Below are 20,516 nucleotides of genomic sequence, written 5' to 3'. Positions count from 1 at the left end.
TAACGCGAGCTACTGGATAATCGCGCGTTATGGGGATCGGCACTGGTTGGTCCATTTGGTATGACACAAGCGGTTCTGACGTCGGTTGGGGAATCATTAAGCCCATTCGGAGTCGGAACAATGCTCGCCAACCTGGCATTCAATAGCTGGCCGTTGGTTTTTTCATCTGTTTTCGGCGAGGGTTGCTCGTGATTGTTAGTCCCTGTGATGCTCCAAAGACACCCGTCAAGCGGTTGCGTAGTGCGCTTCTGGCAAGCTCTGCCCTTGTCTGCCTGTTCAGTGCAGGCCAGCTCTGGGCGTTCAGTCTTGATGATGTAACGGCGAAGGCCAAAGAAATGGCCGGGCAGAAGTTCGAGGCTCCGAAGAGTAATCTTCCGAACGAACTGCGCGAAATGAAGTTCGCCGACTATCAGAAGATCCGCTTCCGTGACGACAAGGCCGAATGGGCGGGCGACAAGACGCCGTTCAAAGTGTCTTTCTACCACCAGGGCATGCACTTCGATACGCCGGTCAAGATCAACGAAGTGACCGCGACCAGCGTTGACGAAATCAAATACGATGCGAGTCGTTTCGATTTCGGTGACCTGAAGATCGACCCGAAATCCACCGAGAAACTGGGTTATGCCGGTTTCCGTGTCCTGTATCCGATCAACAAGGATGACAAACAGGACGAAATCATGACCATGCTGGGCGCGAGCTACTTCCGCGTGATCGGCAAGGGTCAGGTCTATGGTTTGTCCGCGCGCGGCCTGGCCATCGACACGGCATTGCCGTCCGGCGAAGAGTTCCCGCGCTTCAAGGAATTCTGGATCGAGAAGCCAGGCCCGGATGATAACCATCTGGTGATCTTCGCTCTGCTCGACTCGCCACGTGCCACTGGCGCTTACCAGTTGACCCTGCGTCCTGGCACCAACACGCTGGTCGACGTCAAATCGCGCATGTTCCTGCGTGACAAGGTCACCAAGCTGGGTGTTGCGCCACTGACCAGCATGTTCCTGTTCGGTGCCAACCAGCCTTCGCGTGTGCCTAACTTCCGCCGCGAGCTGCATGACTCCAGCGGTCTGTCGATTCAGGCAGCCAATGGCCAATGGTTGTGGCGTCCGCTGAACAACCCTAAACACCTGTCCGTCAGCAGCTTCTCGGTCGAGAACCCGCGTGGTTTCGGTCTGCTGCAACGCGGCCGCGATTTCAGCCAGTACGAAGACCTTGATGATCGTTACGACAAGCGCCCAAGCGCCTGGATCGAGCCTAAAGGTGACTGGGGCAAAGGTACCGTCGATCTGGTCGAGATTCCGACTGCCGACGAAACCAACGACAACATCGTAGCGTTCTGGAAGCCTGACACTCTGCCTGCTCCGGGCGAGGAAATGAGCTTCGATTACCGTCTGCACTGGACCATGCAGGAAAGCTCGATTCACTCGCCGGACCTGGGCTGGGTCAAGCAGACTCAACGCTCCATCGGTGACGTGCGCCAGTCCAACCTGGTGCGTCAGCCTGACGGCAGCCTGGCGTTCCTGGTCGACTTCGTTGGCCCGGTACTGGCTGCCTTGCCGGAAGACAAGACCATCCGTAGCCAGGTCACCACTGACGACAACGTCGAGCTGGTCGAAAACAACCTGCGCTATAACCCGGTTACCAAAGGCTATCGCCTGACCCTGCGTGTCAAGGTCAAGGATGCTGGCAAGCCGACCGAGATGAGTGCTTACCTGTTGCGTGAAATTCCTGCCGAACCGGGCAAGGAACCTGCGCTGCTCGTTGCTGATAAAGCCGACGAGAAGAAGGCTGCCGCCAAGGAAGCTGCCAAGCCGGCAGTCGCCAAAGAGTCCGCCAACGACCAGGTAGAAGTTGCCAAGGCCGACGCGCCGAAGCCTGAAGCCGCCAAGTCCGAGACCGCCAAACCTGAAGCTGGCAAGGCTGATGCCTCCAAGGCCGATGCTGCCAAAGCTGACGTTGCCAAGGCTGATGCAGCCAAAGCCGCTGTAGCCAAGGACAAGGACGGTAAAGAGATCCAGCAGCCTGAAACCGAGGCCGCACCCACCCATCCAGAACCGGCCAAGACGTTGCAAGTCATGACCGAGACCTGGAGTTATCAGTTGCCGAGCGATGAGTAATTCTCTACCGGTGCCAGTGTCTCTGAACGAGTACCTGGCGCATTTACCGATGAGCGACGCGCAGCGGGCAGAACTTGCCGGCTGCAAGACCTTCGCCGAGCTGCATGAACGCCTTTCGGCCCAGCCGGCCATCGATCAGGCCGAGGCCGCTCAGGCTTCGGTGGGTCGTCGCCTGTTGCTGTCAACGGCAGACGAGTTGCAGGACGCCGAGATGCTCGACGTCGATGCGAGCGGCCGTCTGCGCCTCAAGGCTACGCCGCCGATTCACCGGACCAAGGTTGTGCCAGAGCCATGGCGCACCAACATTCTGGTGCGCGGCTGGCGTCGCCTGACCGGCAAGAAAAACCCGCCCAAGCCGGATCACAGCGATCTGCCTCGGGATTTGCCAAAGGCTCGCTGGCGTACCGTCGGCTCGATCCGTCGTTACATCCTGCTGATCCTTATGCTGGGTCAGACGATTGTGGCCGGTTCGTACATGAAAGGCATTCTGCCGTATCAGGGCTGGTCGCTGGTTTCGCTGGACGAAATCACCCGCCAGACCTTCGTGCAGACCGCTTTGCAGGTGCTGCCGTATGCCTTGCAGACCAGCATCCTGTTGCTGTTCGGGATTCTGTTCTGCTGGGTGTCGGCCGGTTTCTGGACGGCGCTGATGGGCTTTCTGGAACTGCTTACCGGACGTGACAAATATCGCATCTCCGGTGCCAGCGCTGGCAACGAGCCGATCGAGAAGGGCGCACGTACCGCGCTGGTCATGCCGATCTGTAACGAAGACGTACCGCGGGTTTTCGCCGGTTTGCGCGCTACGTTCGAATCGGTAGCGGCCACGGGTGACCTGGACCGTTTCGATTTCTTTGTGCTCAGCGACACCAACGAAACCGACATCGCCGTTGCCGAGCAACAGGCCTGGCTGGACGTATGCCGCGAGACCAAAGGCTTCGGGCGGATTTTCTATCGCCGCCGTCGCCGTCGCGTCAAACGTAAAAGCGGCAACCTCGACGACTTCTGCCGTCGCTGGGGCAGCGAGTATCGCTACATGGTCGTGCTGGATGCCGACAGCGTCATGAGCGGTGAATGTCTGACCAGCCTGGTTCGTCTGATGGAAGCCACGCCAGACGCCGGTATCATCCAGACTGCGCCACGTGCGTCGGGCATGGACACGCTGTATGCCCGCATGCAGCAGTTCGCGACCCGCGTCTATGGTCCGCTGTTCACTGCCGGTCTGCACTTCTGGCAGCTGGGTGAATCCCACTACTGGGGCCACAATGCGATCATCCGCATGAAGCCGTTCATCGAGCACTGCGCCCTGGCGCCGTTGCCCGGTAAAGGTGCGTTCGCCGGTGCGATCCTGTCCCACGACTTCGTTGAAGCTGCGCTGATGCGCCGTGCCGGCTGGGGCGTGTGGATTGCCTATGATCTGCCGGGCAGCTATGAAGAACTGCCACCGAACCTGCTGGACGAACTCAAGCGTGACCGTCGCTGGTGCCACGGTAACCTGATGAACTTCCGGCTGTTCCTGGTCAAGGGCATGCACCCGGTTCACCGCGCCGTGTTCCTGACCGGCGTGATGTCGTACCTGTCAGCGCCGTTGTGGTTCTTCTTCCTCGTGTTGTCCACAGCCCTGCTGGCGGTGAACACCCTGATGGAGCCGACCTACTTCCTGGAACCTCGTCAGTTGTATCCGTTGTGGCCACAATGGCACCCGGAGCGCGCTGTTGCGCTGTTCTCGACCACCATCGTTCTGTTGTTCCTGCCTAAACTGCTCAGCGTCATTCTGATCTGGGCGAAAGGTGCGAAGGGCTTCGGCGGCAAGTTCAAGGTCACCGTATCGATGCTGCTGGAAATGCTGTTCTCGGTGCTGCTGGCTCCGGTGCGCATGCTGTTCCACACTCGCTTCGTACTGGCGGCCTTCCTCGGCTGGGCCGCGACCTGGAACTCGCCGCAACGTGACGACGACTCCACGCCGTGGCTCGAAGCGGTCAAGCGTCATGGTCCGCAGACCTTGCTGGGCGCGTGCTGGGCACTGCTGGTGTTCTGGCTGAACCCGAGCTTCCTGTGGTGGTTGGCGCCGATCGTGGTGTCGTTGATGCTGTCGATTCCGGTGTCGGTGATTTCCAGCCGTACCGGTCTGGGCCTCAAGGCGCGTGACGAGAAATTCTTCCTGATCCCTGAAGAGTTCGAGCCACCGCAAGAACTGATCTCCACCGATCAGTACACCCACGAGAACCGTTGGCACGCCCTGAAACACGGCTTCATTCGGGCGGTGGTCGATCCTCGCCAGAACGCACTGGCGTGCGCCCTGGCAACCTCGCGTCACCGCCAGGCTCAGCCGATCGAAGTGGTGCGTATGGAACGCGTTGATCATGCGCTCAAGGTGGGGCCGGCGAAACTCGACAATCAGGAACGCCTGATGCTGTTGAGCGACCCGGTTGCCCTTGGCCGCTTGCACGAGCGTGTCTGGAGCGAAGGCCACGAAGAGTGGCTAGCCGCCTGGAGAGCTTCCATCGAAGCTGATCCACACGCGCCATTGCTGCCGTTGCAGCCTGTCGACAAAGCCTCGGAGCCGGTGTTGGTCTAAAACCACCCGGCGACGAAAAAGCCCCTGAAGCATAGTGCTTCAGGGGCTTTTTATTGGGCGCTGTCCCAAGAGCGGACGCAGAGCGTCCAGAACGGCATGGCGACGCGGAGCGTCGCACGATAGTTGAGGTTATCGTTCCTCACGCTCCAGCGTGGGAATGCCTGTCGTGACGCTCTGCGTCACCCATCCGCGCCTAGCGCACGTACCTGTCAGCTCACCCGGAATTTCCCCATCAGCCCTTGCAGATGGACGCCCAGCCTCGCCAGTTCAACGCTGGAGGCGGCTGTCTGTTCGCTGGCTGCGGCGGTCTGTTCGGAGATGTCGCGCACGCGGATGACGTTGCGGTTGATCTGTTCGGCGACCATGCTCTGTTCCTCGCTGGCGGTGGCGATCTGTTCGTTCATGTGCTGGATGGTCGCCACCGTACGGGTGATCTGCTCCAGCGAGCTGCCGGCGCGGCGGCTGAGTTCTACCGTGTTGTCGGTCAGGCTGCGGCTGCTGTCCAGCGTGCAGGCAACCTGCTGGGTGCCAGTCTGTAAGGCAGCGATCAAATCTTCGATTTCCTCTGTGGACTTCTGGGTTCGTTGTGCCAGGCCGCGTACCTCATCGGCGACCACGGCAAACCCGCGTCCGGCTTCGCCAGCCCGCGCCGCCTCGATGGCCGCATTCAGCGCCAGCAGGTTGGTTTGCTGGGAAACAGACTTGATCACGTCGAGAACACCGACAATCTTGCTGCTTTCCTGTTTGAGTTGGTTCATGGCCTGGGTCGAGCTGACCACCTCACGGGCAAGTTGCTCGATCTGGCCAATCGCCTGGCCCACGACCTCGTCGCCACTGCGCGCCTGTTGGTCAGCCTGAGCAGCCGCCTGAGAAGCATCCTGCGCACTGCGGGCCACTTCCTGCACGGTGGCTGCCATCTCGTTCATGGCCGTGGCCACCTGATCGGTCTCGTCTTTCTGACTGTTGACCCCTGAGCAGGTCTGCTCGGTGACTGCCGACAGCTGCTCGGCCGCGCTGGCGATTTGCGAAACACCTTCGCCAATACCACCGATCAACTCGCGCAGGCTGACGGTCATGGTCTGCATGCTTTGCTGCAACTGGCCCATTTCATCATGCCGTGTCACGTTCAGGTCCTGACTCAGATCGCCTTGAGCGATACGCGCAGCGGCAATCAGGCTCTGGCGCAACGGTGCGGTAATCTGCCGCGTCATGATCCAGGCCGCGAGCAGTCCGATCAACAAGGCCATTGCGGCAACGCTCATCAGCATGGCACTCGCGTTGTCTGCTTCGCTGTCACGCTGTGCGGTATGCAGGCGGGTCAGCGTGCTGACGGACTCCAGCAGCTTTTCACCAAGCTCGCGCATGCCCTCCTGTTCAGCTTCGGCTTTGAACTGGATCTGCTTGAACTCACCCAGTTGCTTGCGATATCCCTGCAGCGCCTCAGTGGCTGGCACCAGCCCCTCAAGTTTGTCTTCACTCTGATCCTGAGCAATTTGCTGAATCTCCTTGAGCGCTTCGTCGATAGAGGCGATAGCTGCAGTTTCATCTGCTTCTCGGGTGGTATAGGTGTAGGCCTGAACCTGATACCGGGCTGTCTGAATCTGCTCTCTGAGCTGCGAAATATTAGTGAACTCGTCCATTCGCTCGCTGCTGTCCTGCTCCTGGCTCACAGCCTTGAGCACCTCGGCTTCCACCCGGGCAATGGCTTTAAGCGCTTGTTCCGATCGCTGATTCAGTAGTCCGAGGACCTGATCGCGGGTCTGGCGATTGGCGCGGATAGAAATAAAAGACTTTTCCATGTCATTGACGAGCTGGCGTTGCGCGTTGAACAGTGCAATGGTCGTCTGCTCCTCGCTCAGCCTGTTCAATGAGTCGAGCAGCACTTTCATCTCGTCGAGCTTGTTCTTGACCAGCGCTGCACTCTCCGGGGTTTTTTCCACCCGATCCGTAATCCGCTCGGCACGCAGGTCTTTGGTCAGGCTGTTGAGCTGAGCAATTTCCGAGAGCGATTCGGAGCGGTCGATCATGGTGTACAGCCCGTGCCAGCCTGTCAGGGTGATGACCAGTGTCAACAGCAGCACCAGCCCGAACCCCAGTGACAGCTTGAATCTGACGTTCATGTTCTCAAGCGTGTGATTGATCAATCGAAACATTGCAACCTCCTGCAATAAGCCAACATAAGCAAGTCCCGAGCGAGTCTGGACATGCGTTGTGAGCGCATCGGCAGGGCAATGTGTCGCGTGACCTGAGAAGGTCGTAGGAGATTTCCGAGCAGAAAGCAGGGGTGACGGGCGTCACATTTTCAAGGGTATGAGCACCCCCGCACCCCCGGTGGAGCGCAGGAGCCGCTGCGTTTTATCAGACGGTGAAGCGACTCACCAATACCTGGAGATGATTACCCAGTCGCGCCAGCTCGACGCTGGATGCGGCTGTTTCTTCGCTGGCCGACGAGGTCTGTTCCGAGATGTCGCGCACATTGATGATGCTGCGGTTGATCTCTTCGGCGGTCGCGCTCTGCTGTTCAGCGGCCGCTGCGATCTGCTGGTTCATCGACTGGATCGCCGAGACGGTTTTAGTGATGTTCTCCAGCGACCCACCGGCGCGGCGCGTCAGTTCTACGCTGCTGGCACTCAGCTCGCGGCTGCTGTCCATGACGGTTGCCGCCTGCTGCGTGCCGCTTTGCAGACGAGCGATCAGGGCTTCGATCTCTTCGGTAGACTTCTGGGTGCGTTGCGCCAGGCTGCGCACTTCGTCGGCGACCACCGCAAAGCCGCGACCTGCCTCTCCGGCCCGGGCGGCTTCGATGGCGGCGTTCAGGGCCAGCAGGTTGGTCTGTTGGGCGACGGACTTGATGACGTCCAGCACGCTGCCGATCTGGTTGCTTTCCTGTTTCAGGGTGCCCATCGCATCGCTGGAATTGCCCACGGCAACGGCAAGACGTTCGATTTGCGCGATCGCCTCGTTGACCACTCGCTCGCCGTCCCGTGCCTGTTGATCAGCAGCTACCGCTGCTTCGGAGGCCTCTTCGGCGTTACGCGCAACTTCCTGAACGGTCGCGGTCATTTCGTGCATGGCCGTGGCCACCTGATCAGTCTCCACTTTCTGGCTGTTGACCCCGGCACTGGTCTGCTCGGTCACGGCTGACAGTTCTTCTGCGGCACTGGCGATCTGTGTCACGCCATCGCGAATCCCCCCGACCAGCTCACGCAGGTTGACCGTCATGCGCTGGATGGTGCTTTGCAGCCTGCCCAGCTCGTCCTTGCGATCAACCTGCAGGTTGCGACTCAGATCGCCCGAGGCGACTCGCTCTACCACTTCAAGGGTTTCATTGAGTGGCACGGTGATCTGACGGGTGATGACCCAGGCGGCCAGAATGCTCAACACCAGGGCCAGAGCGGTGGCAGCCGCGATCATCATCGCCGACTTGTCGCTTTCGATATCCCGGCTCTTGTTTTGCCTGGCGATCATGTCATTGCTGATAGCCAGCATGTCAGTGCCCAGCGTGGTCATCTTGTCCAGCGCGGCCTTGCTGGCCGCCTGAGCGTCACGGTATTGCCCTACGGCTTCACGATAACCCTTGAGGCCGACAACCGCTTGCTGCAGCAATGGCAGGTATTCAGAAGAAACGTCACCGGCCAGGGTATTGATCCCGGTAATCGCTTCATCAATGGCCTGATTGGCGTTCTTTTCAAAATCGGGACGGCCGCTGTAGGTGTAACCGCGAACCTGGAAGCGTGCCTGTTGAATCAGCTTGCTGACGCCAACAATGCCGTTGAAAGCGAGAATGTTGTCTGCCTTGAGCAGCTCGGCTTCGACCTTGTCTGCCTGATCCACCGCCTTGTCGGCGTTGGCGCCCATCTGGGTGCGGCTGGTCTCGCGCAGGCCAATGGCGTCGGTCATGTCCTTGAACGACCGGCGATACTCGTTCGTCGTCTCAATCTGGCGATCCAGAAGCTGGATGTTTTCAGCAGAGCGCAGCAGGCCTCTGGCGACCAGCAGGGCGGCGTCGAGTTGATCGAGGTTGGTTCTTACCGTGCCCGCGGTCTCTGCGTCGTACAGATCCTCATAGCGCATACGGTTGATGCGCAGTTGCAGTGTGAGCTCGTTGATCTCTGCAATGGCAGTCACGCGATCACCGCGGTCAATCAGCGCCTTGTTGCTGAACCAGCCGGTTGCCGAGATCATCAGGGTCATCAACAGCACCAGGCCAAAGCCTACTGCCAATTTCAGGCTGACACTCGCATTAGCGAGACTTCGAGATAACCCACGAGACATGACTGCTCCTTTGTCTATTATTCATTAATTCCATTTTCATCGGCTGCGCCCCAACTAACTGAAGCGGTTTAGTCGATGTAATAGAACTTAGAACAGACGGGCGAGCAGGGCCGTTACAGCCGTTTCGACACGCAGAATGCGTTCGCCCAGTTGCACGGGTTGCAACCCGGATTGACGCAACAAGTCGACTTCATACGGAATCCAGCCGCCTTCGGGGCCGATGGCGAGTGTGACCGGTCCTGTTACGGCGCGCGGGCAGGCAGGGAAATCGCCGGGATGACCAACCAGGCCCAGCGTATCGGCCGCCAGTTGCGGCAGGCGGTCTTCGACGAACGGTTTGAAGCGCTTTTCGATGACGATTTCGGGCAGCACGCTGTCGCGCGCCTGTTCCAGACCGAGAATCAACTGCTCGCGGATGGCAGCCGGTTCCAGAAAGGGCGTCTGCCAGAAGCTTTTCTCGACCCGATAGCTGTTCAGCAACACCACCCTGGGCACGCCCATAGTTGCAACGGTCTGAAAGACCCGGCGCAACATCTTGGGACGCGGCAGTGCGAGCAGCAAGGTCAGCGGCAGCTTTGCGGGCGGCTCGACGTCCAGTACAACACGCAGCTCGGCCTCATGGGTTTCAAGGCGCAGCAGTTCGGCACTGCCGAGCGGCCCGTTGATTCGGCCCACCCGCAAACTGTCGCCGACTTCGGCGCGATGCACCTCTTGCATGTGCTTGAGGCGACGATCGCGCAGGATAACCCGGTCGGCCGCAATGAAATCGGCTTCTTCAAGCAACAGCAGATTCACGGCGTGGTCGCGGGTGGCTGATCTGGCTTGTCGGTGTCTTGCGCTTGATCGTCCGGGTGTTCGCCGCGCTTCTTGATCATCGAACTGCACAGGATGCCCAGTTCGAACAGCAACCACATCGGTACCGCCAGCAGGGTCTGCGAGAAGATGTCCGGCGGGGTCAGAATCATGCCGATCACAAAGCAGCCAATGACCACATAAGGACGAATCTTCTTCAGGTACTTCACGTCGACGATGCCGATCCAGACCAGCAACACCACCGCCACCGGAATTTCGAAGGCCACGCCGAAGGCGAAGAACAACGTCATCACGAAGTCCAGATAACTGGCGATATCGGTCATCATCGACACGCCTTCCGGCGTCACGCTGGCGAAGAAGTGGAAGATGATCGGGAAGACCAGAAAGTAGGCGAATGCCATACCCGCGTAGAACAGGATGATGCTGGAGACCAGCAGCGGAATGGCCACACGCTTTTCGTGCTTGTACAGGCCCGGTGCAATGAACCCCCAGATCTGATGCAGGATCACCGGCATGGACAGGAACAGCGCAACCATCATGGTCAGCTTGAACGGCGTGATGAACGGCGAGGCCACGTCCGTGGCGATCATCGTTGCGCCTTCAGGCAGATAGACTCGCAGCGGTGCCGACACCAGCGTGTAGATCTTCTGCGTGAAGTAGAACAGGCCGGCAAAAATCAGGAACACTGCCGCAACACAACGCAACAGACGTGTACGCAGCTCGGTGAGGTGCGAGATCAGCGGCATCTGCTGATCGTTTTCCGGGATATCAGCGCTCATGGGGCTCGCGGTGGCAATGACGAATCGTGGACGGGAGGCGTCGGAGGCGGCACGGAAGCGTCAGTAGGCTTCGCGGTTTTTTCCAGCGACAGAGCGGTTTTCGGTACCGCAGGTTCTGCGGGACCGATCTCGTGATGGGCTGGGGCTGCGGGTTCCGCCTGCGCCGGTGCGGGTGCCGGGCTTACCGGTTCGTAAGGCGTTTCGGGGTGCTGATTCTGAGCGAACATTTTCCGCGCTTCGTCTTCCAGCGAAACAATATGCTCGTTGTGCAGCTGCCGACGAATTTCATCGGCACCGATTTCGCGTTCAACTTCCTGTTTGATCGCATTGAAGCTGCGCTTCAACCGACCGATCCATAAGCCTGCGGTGCGTGCGGCACCTGGCAGGCGCTCGGGACCCAGCACCAGCAAGGCAACCAGGCCGACAAGCAGCAGTTCAGAGAAGCTGATACCGAACATGGGCTTAAACCTGGTCTTTGCGAATCGGCTCGTCGACTTTATGCGCTTGCGCGTCGATGGTGTGCGGCTGGTTCAGAGGCGAGCCCTGAGGCGCAGGTTGTGCCTGCTGCGGTTGCGGAGCCGGTTGCTCTTCAGGTTTGTCATCGTCATGCATGGCCTTGCGAAAGCCTTTGATCGACTCACCGACATCACTGCCCAGGCCCTTGAGTTTCTTGGTCCCGAAAACCAGCACTACGACGATCAGGATGACGATCCAGTGTTTCCAGTCAAAAATACCCATGAAACAGTCCTCGTAGAAGATTTCAAGCTTGAAAGGGGGTAAGCGTTATTCTGCCGTGCGAGCGGCTTTTTCGGCGTGTCCGGACAGCCCGAAGCGGCGATCCAGCTCGTCGAGCACGGCCTGTGGATGCTGACCCAGTGCGGCCAGCATTACCATGCTGTGAAACCACAGGTCAGCCGTCTCGTAGATCACATCGCTGCAATCACCACTGACCGCAGCGTCCTTGGCGGCGATGATCGTTTCAATCGACTCTTCGCCCAGCTTCTCCAGAATCTTGTTCAGGCCCTTATGGTACAGGCTGGCCACGTAAGAGCTGTCGGCAGCTGCGTCCTTGCGTGACTCCAGCACCTCTGCCAGGCGGGACAACGTATCAGTCATGTTCAGTGGCCTGCAGGGTAAATAGCGTCAGGATCTTTCAAAACCGGGTCTACGGTTTTCCAGCCTGAATTGTCGTATATCCGGTAGAAGCAACTTTCGCGGCCGGTATGGCAGGCGATGCCACCGATCTGCTCGACCATCAGGATAATGACGTCGGCGTCACAGTCGAGGCGCAGTTCATGCAGCTTTTGCACATGGCCTGATTCTTCACCCTTGCGCCAGAGTTTGCCACGCGAACGCGACCAATAGATTGCACGATTTTCAGATGCCGTCAGGCTCAGCGCCTCGCGGTTCATCCAGGCCATCATCAGTACCCGACCGGTCTTGTGGTCCTGAGCGATTGCAGGCACCAGACCGTCGCTGTTCCAGTGAATCTCGTCCAGCCAGTCTTTCATATCTACTCCGGCAGCCGGACTTCAGGCCCGGCGGATTGAACAGTGTGCCAGCGCCATACGCTGCTGGCTATCGGCGAACGATCAGATACAACCCTGCGATCAGCATGATGGCGGCAGGCCAGGCCGTCAGCGTCAGCAGCTGCGTGGCGGCCTCGCTCATCACCCAGCCCTGGATCGCGCCGCCCACCAGCAGCGCGGCACCGATAAGCCGCAGGATCGGCTCGTCCTTGCGTTCGTGCCAGGGACGAGGCGGGTCCGAGGCGTGCGGGCGCGACATGCGTTCCAGCAGATCGCGGGTCATGCCTGCAATATGCGGCAGTTGCTCGACCTGTGATTGCAGGTTGCCCAGCAGGGTTTTCGGGCTGACCCGCTCACGCATCCAGCGCTCCAGATAGGGCTGCGCGGTGCTCCACAGGTCCAGCTCCGGGTACAGCTGACGACCCAGCCCTTCAATGTTGAGCAGGGTTTTCTGCAGCAGCACCAGCTGCGGCTGGACTTCCATGTTGAAACGACGCGCGGTCTGGAACAGGCGCATCAGCACCTGACCAAAGGAAATGTCCTTGAGCGGCTTTTCGAAGATCGGCTCGCAGACCGTGCGGATTGCTGCCTCGAATTCGTTGAGTTTGGTTTCTGCCGGGACCCAGCCCGAGTCGATATGCAGCTGCGCAACCCGACGATAATCCCGTTTGAAGAAGGCAAACAGGTTGCGCGCCAGATAATCCTGGTCTTCCGGGGTCAGGCTGCCGACGATGCCGCAGTCGATGGCGATGTATTTCGGGCTCCACGGGTTGACCGTGCTGACGAAAATGTTGCCGGGGTGCATGTCGGCGTGGAAGAAGCTGTCCCGGAAAATCTGCGTGAAGAAGATCTCCACACCGCGCTCGGCCAGCAGTTTCATGTCGGTGCGCTGATCGGCCAGCGCGGCCATGTCGGTCACCTGCAGGCCATAGATACGCTCCATGACCAGTACTTTCGGACGGCACCAGTCCCAGTAGACCTGCGGCACATAGAGCAGATCGGAACCTTCGAAGTTACGCCGCAGCTGACTGGAGTTGGCCGCTTCGCGCAGCAGGTCCAGCTCGTCGTAGATGGTCTTCTCGTAGTCCATCACCACCTGGACCGGGTGCAGCAGGCGTGCATCGGCGGATACGCGCTCGGCTATCCGGGCGAGAATGAACAGCCATGCGATGTCCTGGCCAATGATCGGCTTGAGCCCGGGCCGCACAACCTTGACCACCACCTCTTCACCGGTCTTCAGGCACGCCGCGTGCACCTGCGCCACCGACGCGGATGCCAGGGGTTTTTCGTCGAAACGGCTGAACACATCACAGATTCGGGCGCCCAGTTGTTCTTCGATCAGCTTGATCGCCAGTTGCTGATCGAACGGCGGGACACGGTCCTGGAGCAGCATCAGTTCGTCGGCGATGTCCTCGGGCAGCAGATCACGCCGGGTTGACAGCAGTTGCCCGAACTTGATGAAGATCGGCCCGAGGTCTTGTAACGCCAGGCGAAAGCGCACGCCACGGTTCAGCTCGGACTTGCGTCGCGGCAGCCAGCGCCAGGGCAGCACGAAGCGCACCGCGAGCATCCACCACGGCAGGGGCAGGGCGAACAACAGGTCATCGAGGCGATAGCGAATAACGACACGTTGAATGCGAAACAGACGGCGGACGGCAAGCAGCTTCATGCGTTATCGCTGGTATTAAGGGAGTGGGCGAGACGTGCAAAGCGCGCCTCAAGACGTTCCAGATCCAGTTTGATCTGATCGAGTTCGGCAAAACGTGCTTCGGCTTCGTGCTTGCCTACCAGTGTGCGCGATTCTTCGCTCAGATAGTCGGCCACATTCTGACTCAGGCTGGCGACGCTTTCACGCGTCCAGCGGCCGCTGTTGCGCAGTTGGCTGCTGAATACCTGGCTGGCAACCGGGCCCATCCACTTTGAAAGCTCGTGTTCCCAGTCAAGCTCAAGGTCCTGAAGGATGCCGACCAGCTCCAGCAGCACGCCGCTGTCACCGTCGAGTTCAACGTCAGGGCCATGCAGTATTGCGGTCTTGTCCTTGCTCAGGGCCAGGCGCAACAGGCTGGAAGCCGGCGCACGCAGTGTGCAATCGGCATCGGCCGCCCACTCAGGGGCCAGCAACAGACCTTCGTCGCTCGGCAGGATAAACAGTTTCAGGGACGGATCTCGGCAATCGACCGCAATGACGTGCCCGGACAGGCGCGCCATGCGCGGCAGCGCAGTGCTGTCGAGGCGCAACACCCGATTGATACCGTGCTCGATGCTGGCGAGCAGCCCCCGAAGCAACATCAGGGTTTGATACCGCGATGCAGGGCGACAATGCCGGAGGTCATGTTGTGGTAGGTCACCCGGTCAAAACCGGCTTCTACCATCATTGACTTGAGGGTCTCCTGGTTAGGGTGCATGCGGATCGACTCGGCCAGGTAGCGGTAGCTTTCCGCATCGTTGGTGACCAGTTTGCCCATCAATGGCATGAACGCGAACGAGTAGGCGTCGTAGGCCTTGGACATCAGCTTGCTGGTCGGCTTGGAGAATTCCAGCACCAGCAGGCGACCGCCTGGCTTGAGCACGCGCAGCATGGAGCGCAGTGCGTCTTCCTTGTGCGTCACGTTGCGCAGGCCGAAGGCGATGGTCACGCAGTCGAAATGGTTGTCCGGAAACGGCAGCTTTTCAGCGTCTGCCTGGACGAACTCGACATTGCCCGCCACCCCGAGGTCCAGCAGGCGGTCCCGCCCGACCTTGAGCATGGAGGCGTTGATGTCGGCCAGGACCACATGGCCGGTCGGGCCGACCAGTTTCGAGAATTTGCGGGTCAGGTCACCCGTGCCGCCGGCAATGTCCAGCACACGGTTGCCGCTGCGAACGCCTGAGAGCTCGATGGCAAAACGTTTCCACAGACGGTGCATGCCGCCAGACAGAAGATCGTTCATCAGGTCGTACTTGGCCGCAACCGAATGGAAAACCTCAGCGACTTTCTCTGCCTTCTGGCTTTCCGGCACATGTTTGTAACCGAAGTGAGTCGTAGGTTCGGCATCGCTGCCTTTGCGCTGATCGTTCATATCGCTTCACCGGAATAGAGTGCGGTCATTCTAATCGCCAAGGCCGGCTTTGTCTTGACAAGGCTCACCAGCAACGCTTTCTTGGATGCAGGCGGATGTATATAGTTGCGCCGCATTTCATCCGACGATCAAGGAACTCCCCCATGGCCAAGATAACCGTTGAACGCCCGCACACACTGGGCCTGGAAAAGGCGCGGACGAAGGCTGATCAGTTGGTCGAGAAACTGGCCGAAAAATATGGTCTGGCCCATGAGTGGGCGGGCGATACGGTAAAGCTTGAAGGCAAAGGCGCCAAAGGCCGGGTCGAGGTGGAGGAAGCGCTGATTCGCATCAACATCGAGCTGAACTTCATCCTCTCGGCGATGAGCGGTTCGATCAAGAGCGAAGTCGAGCGTGTGCTGGACAAGGCACTGGCGGCCTGAACCCGAATCCAGACTAGGGTGAGCATTCTAATTTTTCTCCGTAGCGTCAGGCCTATGCCCTTTGCAGGGGCGGTTCCTTCAACTTTCGAGCATGAGGTGCACCATGGCCAGAGCGAACACGAAGAAAAAAATCGAAGACGAACAGGCTTCCACACTCACTGACGTGCGGCTGTATGCGCGCAAGATCTGGCTGGCCGGCCTCGGGGCCTATGCCCGGGTCAATGAAGAAGGCTCGCAGTACGTCAGAGAGCTGATCAGGACGGGCGAAGAAACCGAGAAAGACGTCCGCAAAACCGTCGACGCTCAACGTCTTGCCGCCAACAGCGAGATCGATTCGATCAAGGGCGAAGTGTCTTACGCCAAGGGCCGCGTCGGGGCACAACTCGACAGAATCGAGAGTGCTTTTGACCGTCGCGTCGCAAAAGCCTTGAACCGGATCGGTATCCCGTCTAAACATGATGTAGACACGCTCTCTGCCAAGCTCGACGAGCTGACGGCATTGCTTGAACGTGTCGCGCCCCAAAAGCTCGAACGCTCCGGGCCACAACGGCTCAAACGTTCCGGGTCTGGACAATAAGGAGAGCAGGATGGCTGGCAAGAAGAAAATCGACAAAGAAGGCAGCTCATGGATTGGCGAGGTTGAGAAATACTCGCGGCAGATCTGGCTGGCGGGTCTGGGGGCTTATTCCAAAATAAGTAACGACGGCAACAAGCTTTTCGAGACGCTGGTAAAGGACGGCGAGAAGGCCGAGAAACTGACCAAGGTCGAAGCGCAGAAGCAGCTGGATGATGTCAAGGACACTGCCAAGACCGCCAAGTCCCGCGTCGGTGACGTGAAAGACCTCGCGCTGGGCAAGTGGAGTGAGCTGGAAGGGGCTTTCGACAAGCGCCTGAACAGCGCCATTTCACGTCTGGGCGTACCGAGCCGCAACGAAGTTCAGTCGCTGCACAGCAAGGTCGATCAGTTGACCCGGCAGATCGAGCTGTTGACCGGCGAGAAAGCCCGGCCTGTTGCTTCGCGCACCCCGGCGGCCAAACCCGCGCCCAAGACTGCGGCCAAACCGTTGGTCAAGGCGGCCGTCAAGCCCGTTGCCAAAGCGGCGGATAAAGCAGCCAATAAAACCGCAGCGGCCAAACCTGCCGTGAAGAAAGCAGCGGCCAAGCCGGTAGCGGCGGCCAACAAAGCCGCGACTGCGACCGCCAGCAAAGCCAAGGCAGCCGCCAAACCTGCGGCAGCGAAAAAGCCTGCAGCCAGAAAGCCGGCTGCCAAACCCGCCGCCAAGCCAGCTGCGTCGGCAACTCCGTCCACCACCTCCACTGCCGCACCCGCACCGTCGGCTGCACCGGAAACACCCGCCAGCCAGTCCTGATAACACGCAGTAACCACAAAGCCCGCCCTGCAAAACAGGCGGGCTTTGTGTTTTTCAGGCGCACACACTCAAGACCGGACGCAGAGCGTCCAGAACGGCATGGCGACGCGGAGCGTCGCACGATAGTTGAGGTTATCGTTCCTCACGCATGGGCACGATAACCGCACGCTTACCCGCCCAGATACTCCATCGCCAGTTGCTCGGCGGCGTATCTTGAGGTGGGCAGCAGGTGGGGGGTGACCAGCATCATGATCTGGTAGACCACCACGCGCACTTCACCCTCGCGGCCGAGGATGCGTTGGTAGTCCAGGGAGAACAGCAGGGTCATGCTGATCTGTTCCACCAGTTGCCCGAGCGCTCGGGTTTCGCTGACCAGTTGCCCCTGGGATTTCAGGCGCGCCAGCAGCGAGGCGAGGGTGCGTTTGAGCGAGTTGAGCAGGTTGCGGATACCCCGAGCCAGCCTGGGCAGCCGTCCTGCAAGATTGGACAGGTCCTGAAACAGAAACCGATAGTGCGACAGCCGCTCGACGATCAGATGCAGGAACATCCAGTAATCCTCGGCCTCAAGCCGGGCATCCGAGGGCGGGTCGAGGAGCGGCGCCAGCTCGGTTTGAAACCGCGCGAACAGCTCCAGAATCAATGGCTCCTTGCCATGAAAGTGGTAATACAGATTACCGGGGCTGATGCCCATTTCATTGGCGATTTCCAGCGTGGTCACGTTGGGCTCGCCCTGCTGGTTGAACAGCGTCAGTGCGCATTCGAGAATACGGTCGCGGGTCTTCATCCGGTCTTCTTGTTCGAGAGTCTGAAATCCGTGATCGGGCTCACGCCCGAGTCAGCGGTTTCTGGGTGGCATCGGCTGCGGGTGCACCACTGCGCGATGCCGTTCCTGCTGCAGAAAGCCCATGATGATCGGTGCCACCGCTTCCGCCCGGGTGATCAGGAACAAATGCCCGTCATCGATGATGTGCAGTTCGGCATTCGGTATCCGCCAGGCCAGCAGGCGCATATTGACCAGCGGGATCAGCGGGTCATCATCGCCAGCCAGCACCAGGGTCGGCTGACGAATCTTGTGCAGCCAGTGCACGCTGGTCCAGCCCATGCCCGCGAACAGTTGCCAGTAGTAACCCAGCTTGCCGGACGAGCGCACCTTGGCAGCATGGTTGGCCGCCAGATGGGGATCACGCCGAAACGCACCGCCGTAGATTTCCGGCGCAATACGAATCACATGGGACGGCTGGATATAGCGCCGCGGACTCGCCATCAGCCACAGCACGCGCGGTTTGCCCGGCACCATCGCCATACCTGCGGAAGTCGCCGCCAGCACCAGCTTCTTGCAGCGCTCGGGATAGTCATGGGCAAACTGCTGAGCCAGCGCACCGCCCCATGACACGCCAATCGCGTTGACCTGCCCGTAGTTCAGGTAATCGAGCATGCGTGCCGCCAGCTTCGCCAGGCCGGGAAACCGATAGGGACGTCTGGGCGTCGATGAGCCGCCAACGCCGGGCACATCGAAAGCAATGACTTCCAGGTCCGGGTCCAGCGCCTCGACAAACGGAAACACCAGTTCCAGGTTGGCCCCGATCCCGTTGAAAATCAGCAGCGGCGTCAGATGATTCTTGCCTGGGCGCACTGCTGTACGGAGCGTGTGCCCGTTCAGATCGATGGAGCGAAAAACAAACGGTTGCGGCATGCATGAAGCCCTGTAGGTTGAACCGCTGGGAACGCTGTCTGCGTCTGTCCGTGCCTAACGTTCGTGAACGTAGGTCCCAGGCGCTGCCTGGGCGGGCGGGAATGCCTTATTGCCGAGCGCCGTCGGTGCCTTTTTCAGCTTGCCCGAGCGCGTGGCCTGCCAGTCTTGCCAGTGCAGCCACCAGGAATCCGTGTGTTTGGTAGCGTTTTCCTGCCAGACCGCCGGGTCTTCAGGCAGCTCGTCATGGGTCATGTAACGCGATTTAGGGTTGCCCGGCGGGTTGAGAATGCTCTGGATATGTCCGCTGCTGGACAGCACGAATTCAGTCTTGCCGCCAAACAGCCGCGCCGATTTGTAACAGGAAGCCCATGGGGTGATGTGGTCGTTGGTGCCCGCCAGACAGAACACATCGGCGGTGACCTGCTTGAGGTCGATCGGCGTGCCGCAGACTTCCAGCGCATTGGCACGGATCAACGGGTTGTTCTTGAACATTTCGATCAGATCGCCATGAAAGGCGGCTGGCAGGCGGGTGGTGTCGTTGTTCCAGAACAGGATATCGAACACCGGCGGCTCGTTGCCCAGCAGGTAATTGTTGACCCAGTAATTCCAGATCAGGTCGTTGGGCCGCATCCAGGCGAACACCTTGGCCATGTCGCGCCCTTCCAGCACCCCCGCCTGATAGGAATGGCGCTTGGCGGACTCCAGCGTCTGCTCGTCGACGAACAGCGCCACTTCGGTGTCCAGCGTGGTGTCGAGCACGCTGACCAGCAGGGTCATGGCGTTGACTTTCTTCTCACCCAGCGCGGCGTAGTGACCCAGCAGCGCGGTACAGGTGATCCCACCCGAGCAGGCACCGAGCATGTTGATATCCTTGCTGCCGGTGATCGCCAGCACCACATCGACCGCTTCCTTGAGGGCCTCGATGTAGGTCGACAGCCCCCATTCACGTTGCGCCTTGGTCGGGTTGCGCCAACTGATGATGAAGGTCTGCACGTTACTGCGCAGGCAAAACCGCGCCAGACTCTTTTCCGGGCTCAGGTCAAAGACGTAGAACTTGTTGATTTGCGGCGGGATCACCAGCAGCGGGCGTTCGTGGACTTGTTCGGTGATCGGTGTGTACTGGATCAGCTCCAGCACCTCATTGCGAAATACCACCGCGCCTTCAGTGGTGCCCAGGTTCTTGCCGACCTCGAAGGCATCCATATTGACCTGACTTGGCATGCCACCGTTGTTCACCAGATCTTTGGCCAGGTTCGACAGGCCATCGAGCATGCTTTTGCCACCGGTGTCGAAAAAGCGCTTCACTGCAGCCGGGTTGACGGCGGAGTTGGTCGGTGACATGGCTTCAGTCATCAGGTTGATGACGAAGTGGGCACGGCTGATGTCCTGCGGGGTGAGGCTGCTGGCGCCGATCCACTCATGCAGTTCCTTGCGCCAGGCCAGGTAGGTCTGCAGATAGCGGCGATACAGGGGGTTCTGGCTCCAGGCCGGATCATTGAAGCGACGATCCTCCGGGGTCGGTTGCAAGGCCGATTTGCCGAACAGCACGTTTCTGAGTTCAGCGCCGAGGTGCGCAACGTGTTTGATGCTATGGACAGGTTGCTTGAAGGCCTGACGCAGCACCAGGCGTGCGGTGCTCAGCAAGTCCTTGCGCTGCAGACCTACGACCGGGTTAAGCCCAAGTGTGTGCTCGGAGGCCTGGCGTTGCAGGTCATCGTCTTTCGGGTTACTCATCTACGACGCTCCATTGTCTTGAGACGAACACTGACATTCCTTGCCTGTGAACCAGTGACACAGGCGTGTTAGCCGGTACTACTGCTCGTGTGACGTGCCGACAGGTTTCGCATCAATCCGACGCAGGAAACTTGCCACACCCATTGGTTACGCGAG

General features: G+C 59.6%; 19 protein-coding genes and 2 pseudogenes. 5 read left to right on the top strand and 16 right to left on the bottom strand.

Features of this window, described 5'->3' with window-relative positions:
• The first annotated feature begins 188 nt into the window (after nucleotides 1–188).
• Both I9H07_RS22065 and mdoH read left to right on the top strand, forming a co-directional pair.
• Nucleotides 189–2,111: a glucan biosynthesis protein G gene (locus I9H07_RS22065; RefSeq protein WP_058390797.1), complete on the top strand. Its 1,923-nt coding sequence runs from the start codon at nucleotides 189–191 to the stop codon at nucleotides 2,109–2,111.
• Nucleotides 2,104–4,686 (top strand): glucans biosynthesis glucosyltransferase MdoH, encoded by a 2,583-nt coding sequence (gene mdoH / locus I9H07_RS22060; protein ID WP_058390731.1) that lies wholly within the window; start codon nucleotides 2,104–2,106, stop codon nucleotides 4,684–4,686. Before I9H07_RS22065 ends, mdoH begins: the two co-directional genes overlap by 8 nt.
• A 209-nt stretch (nucleotides 4,687–4,895) precedes the next feature.
• Here mdoH and I9H07_RS25210 read toward each other — a convergent pair whose 3' ends face one another.
• The 13 genes and pseudogenes from I9H07_RS25210 to ubiE all read right to left on the bottom strand — a co-directional run bounded on the left by I9H07_RS25210 (nucleotide 4,896) and on the right by ubiE (nucleotide 15,141).
• The gene (locus I9H07_RS25210; RefSeq protein WP_419178539.1) at nucleotides 4,896–5,612 is read right to left on the bottom strand and encodes a methyl-accepting chemotaxis protein; all 717 of its coding nucleotides are present in this window, start codon (nucleotides 5,610–5,612) and stop codon (nucleotides 4,896–4,898) included.
• Between the two features lie 141 nt (nucleotides 5,613–5,753).
• Nucleotides 5,754–6,713: pseudogene (locus I9H07_RS25205) on the bottom strand (methyl-accepting chemotaxis protein); the annotation flags it as partial.
• Nucleotides 6,714–7,044: 331 nt separating this feature from the next.
• Entirely contained in the window at nucleotides 7,045–7,749 is a 705-nt protein-coding gene (locus I9H07_RS25200) for a methyl-accepting chemotaxis protein (protein ID WP_419206009.1), read from the bottom strand.
• Nucleotides 7,750–7,947: 198 nt separating this feature from the next.
• Nucleotides 7,948–8,871 (bottom strand): annotated as a pseudogene (locus I9H07_RS25195) (methyl-accepting chemotaxis protein); the annotation flags it as partial.
• Nucleotides 8,872–9,048: 177 nt separating this feature from the next.
• On the bottom strand, nucleotides 9,049–9,756 hold the full coding sequence (locus I9H07_RS22045) for a 16S rRNA (uracil(1498)-N(3))-methyltransferase (RefSeq protein WP_058390733.1): 708 nt from the start codon (nucleotides 9,754–9,756) through the stop codon (nucleotides 9,049–9,051).
• Nucleotides 9,753–10,553, bottom strand: a complete 801-nt coding sequence (gene tatC / locus I9H07_RS22040) for a twin-arginine translocase subunit TatC (protein ID WP_024672473.1) — start codon at nucleotides 10,551–10,553, stop codon at nucleotides 9,753–9,755. The genes I9H07_RS22045 and tatC overlap by 4 nt, the downstream gene beginning before the upstream one ends.
• Nucleotides 10,550–11,011, bottom strand: coding sequence for a Sec-independent protein translocase protein TatB (tatB, locus tag I9H07_RS22035; RefSeq protein ID WP_058390734.1), 462 nt, complete (start codon nucleotides 11,009–11,011; stop codon nucleotides 10,550–10,552). The genes tatC and tatB overlap by 4 nt, the downstream gene beginning before the upstream one ends.
• Before the next feature lie 4 nt (nucleotides 11,012–11,015).
• Nucleotides 11,016–11,291, bottom strand: a complete 276-nt coding sequence (locus I9H07_RS22030) for a twin-arginine translocase TatA/TatE family subunit (RefSeq protein WP_024645017.1) — start codon at nucleotides 11,289–11,291, stop codon at nucleotides 11,016–11,018.
• A 45-nt stretch (nucleotides 11,292–11,336) separates the two neighbouring features.
• Nucleotides 11,337–11,669, bottom strand: a complete 333-nt coding sequence (locus I9H07_RS22025; RefSeq protein ID WP_002551631.1) for a phosphoribosyl-ATP diphosphatase — start codon at nucleotides 11,667–11,669, stop codon at nucleotides 11,337–11,339.
• 2 nt (nucleotides 11,670–11,671) lie between these two features.
• Nucleotides 11,672–12,064 carry a phosphoribosyl-AMP cyclohydrolase gene (hisI, locus tag I9H07_RS22020; protein WP_024672475.1) on the bottom strand — a complete coding sequence of 131 codons (393 nt, stop codon included), beginning with the start codon at nucleotides 12,062–12,064 and terminating at the stop codon, nucleotides 11,672–11,674.
• A 67-nt stretch (nucleotides 12,065–12,131) separates the two neighbouring features.
• Nucleotides 12,132–13,751: a ubiquinone biosynthesis regulatory protein kinase UbiB gene (ubiB, locus tag I9H07_RS22015; RefSeq protein WP_024672476.1), complete on the bottom strand. Its 1,620-nt coding sequence runs from the start codon at nucleotides 13,749–13,751 to the stop codon at nucleotides 12,132–12,134.
• On the bottom strand, nucleotides 13,748–14,371 hold the full coding sequence (locus tag I9H07_RS22010) for a ubiquinone biosynthesis accessory factor UbiJ (RefSeq protein WP_024672477.1): 624 nt from the start codon (nucleotides 14,369–14,371) through the stop codon (nucleotides 13,748–13,750). The genes ubiB and I9H07_RS22010 overlap by 4 nt, the downstream gene beginning before the upstream one ends.
• Nucleotides 14,371–15,141, bottom strand: coding sequence for a bifunctional demethylmenaquinone methyltransferase/2-methoxy-6-polyprenyl-1,4-benzoquinol methylase UbiE (gene ubiE, locus I9H07_RS22005; protein WP_024672478.1), 771 nt, complete (start codon nucleotides 15,139–15,141; stop codon nucleotides 14,371–14,373). Before ubiE ends, I9H07_RS22010 begins: the two co-directional genes overlap by 1 nt.
• A gap of 143 nt (nucleotides 15,142–15,284) precedes the next feature.
• Here ubiE and I9H07_RS22000 point away from each other — a divergent pair, with 143 nt between their 5' ends.
• The 3 genes from I9H07_RS22000 (at nucleotide 15,285) to I9H07_RS21990 (ending at nucleotide 16,933) form a co-directional block, all read left to right on the top strand.
• Nucleotides 15,285–15,563, top strand: a complete 279-nt coding sequence (locus I9H07_RS22000) for a polyhydroxyalkanoic acid system family protein (RefSeq protein WP_024672479.1) — start codon at nucleotides 15,285–15,287, stop codon at nucleotides 15,561–15,563.
• 103 nt (nucleotides 15,564–15,666) lie between these two features.
• The gene (locus I9H07_RS21995) at nucleotides 15,667–16,140 is read left to right on the top strand and encodes a phasin family protein (RefSeq protein ID WP_024672480.1); all 474 of its coding nucleotides are present in this window, start codon (nucleotides 15,667–15,669) and stop codon (nucleotides 16,138–16,140) included.
• Nucleotides 16,141–16,150: 10 nt separating this feature from the next.
• Nucleotides 16,151–16,933 carry a phasin family protein gene (locus tag I9H07_RS21990; RefSeq protein WP_236423670.1) on the top strand — a complete coding sequence of 261 codons (783 nt, stop codon included), beginning with the start codon at nucleotides 16,151–16,153 and terminating at the stop codon, nucleotides 16,931–16,933.
• 169 nt (nucleotides 16,934–17,102) lie between these two features.
• Here the strand turns inward: I9H07_RS21990 and I9H07_RS21985 are convergent, their stop codons facing one another.
• The 3 genes from I9H07_RS21985 to phaC are packed head-to-tail and all read right to left on the bottom strand — an operon-like array spanning nucleotide 17,103 to nucleotide 20,360.
• Nucleotides 17,103–17,717: a TetR/AcrR family transcriptional regulator gene (locus I9H07_RS21985; RefSeq protein WP_024673313.1), complete on the bottom strand. Its 615-nt coding sequence runs from the start codon at nucleotides 17,715–17,717 to the stop codon at nucleotides 17,103–17,105.
• A 51-nt stretch (nucleotides 17,718–17,768) separates the two neighbouring features.
• Complete coding sequence (phaZ, locus tag I9H07_RS21980) at nucleotides 17,769–18,626, bottom strand: poly(3-hydroxyalkanoate) depolymerase (RefSeq protein WP_024673312.1); 858 nt, start codon at nucleotides 18,624–18,626, stop codon at nucleotides 17,769–17,771.
• 54 nt (nucleotides 18,627–18,680) lie between these two features.
• Nucleotides 18,681–20,360: a class II poly(R)-hydroxyalkanoic acid synthase gene (phaC, locus tag I9H07_RS21975; RefSeq protein ID WP_024673311.1), complete on the bottom strand. Its 1,680-nt coding sequence runs from the start codon at nucleotides 20,358–20,360 to the stop codon at nucleotides 18,681–18,683.
• Between the last annotated feature and the right edge of the window lie 156 nt (nucleotides 20,361–20,516).

Origin of the sequence: Pseudomonas syringae (assembly GCF_023278085.1) — a bacterium.
Classification (GTDB): domain Bacteria; phylum Pseudomonadota; class Gammaproteobacteria; order Pseudomonadales; family Pseudomonadaceae; genus Aquipseudomonas; species Aquipseudomonas syringae_Q.
The sequence above is the reverse complement of the archived record's forward strand: the minus strand, read 5'-3'. Positions and strand labels throughout refer to the sequence as shown.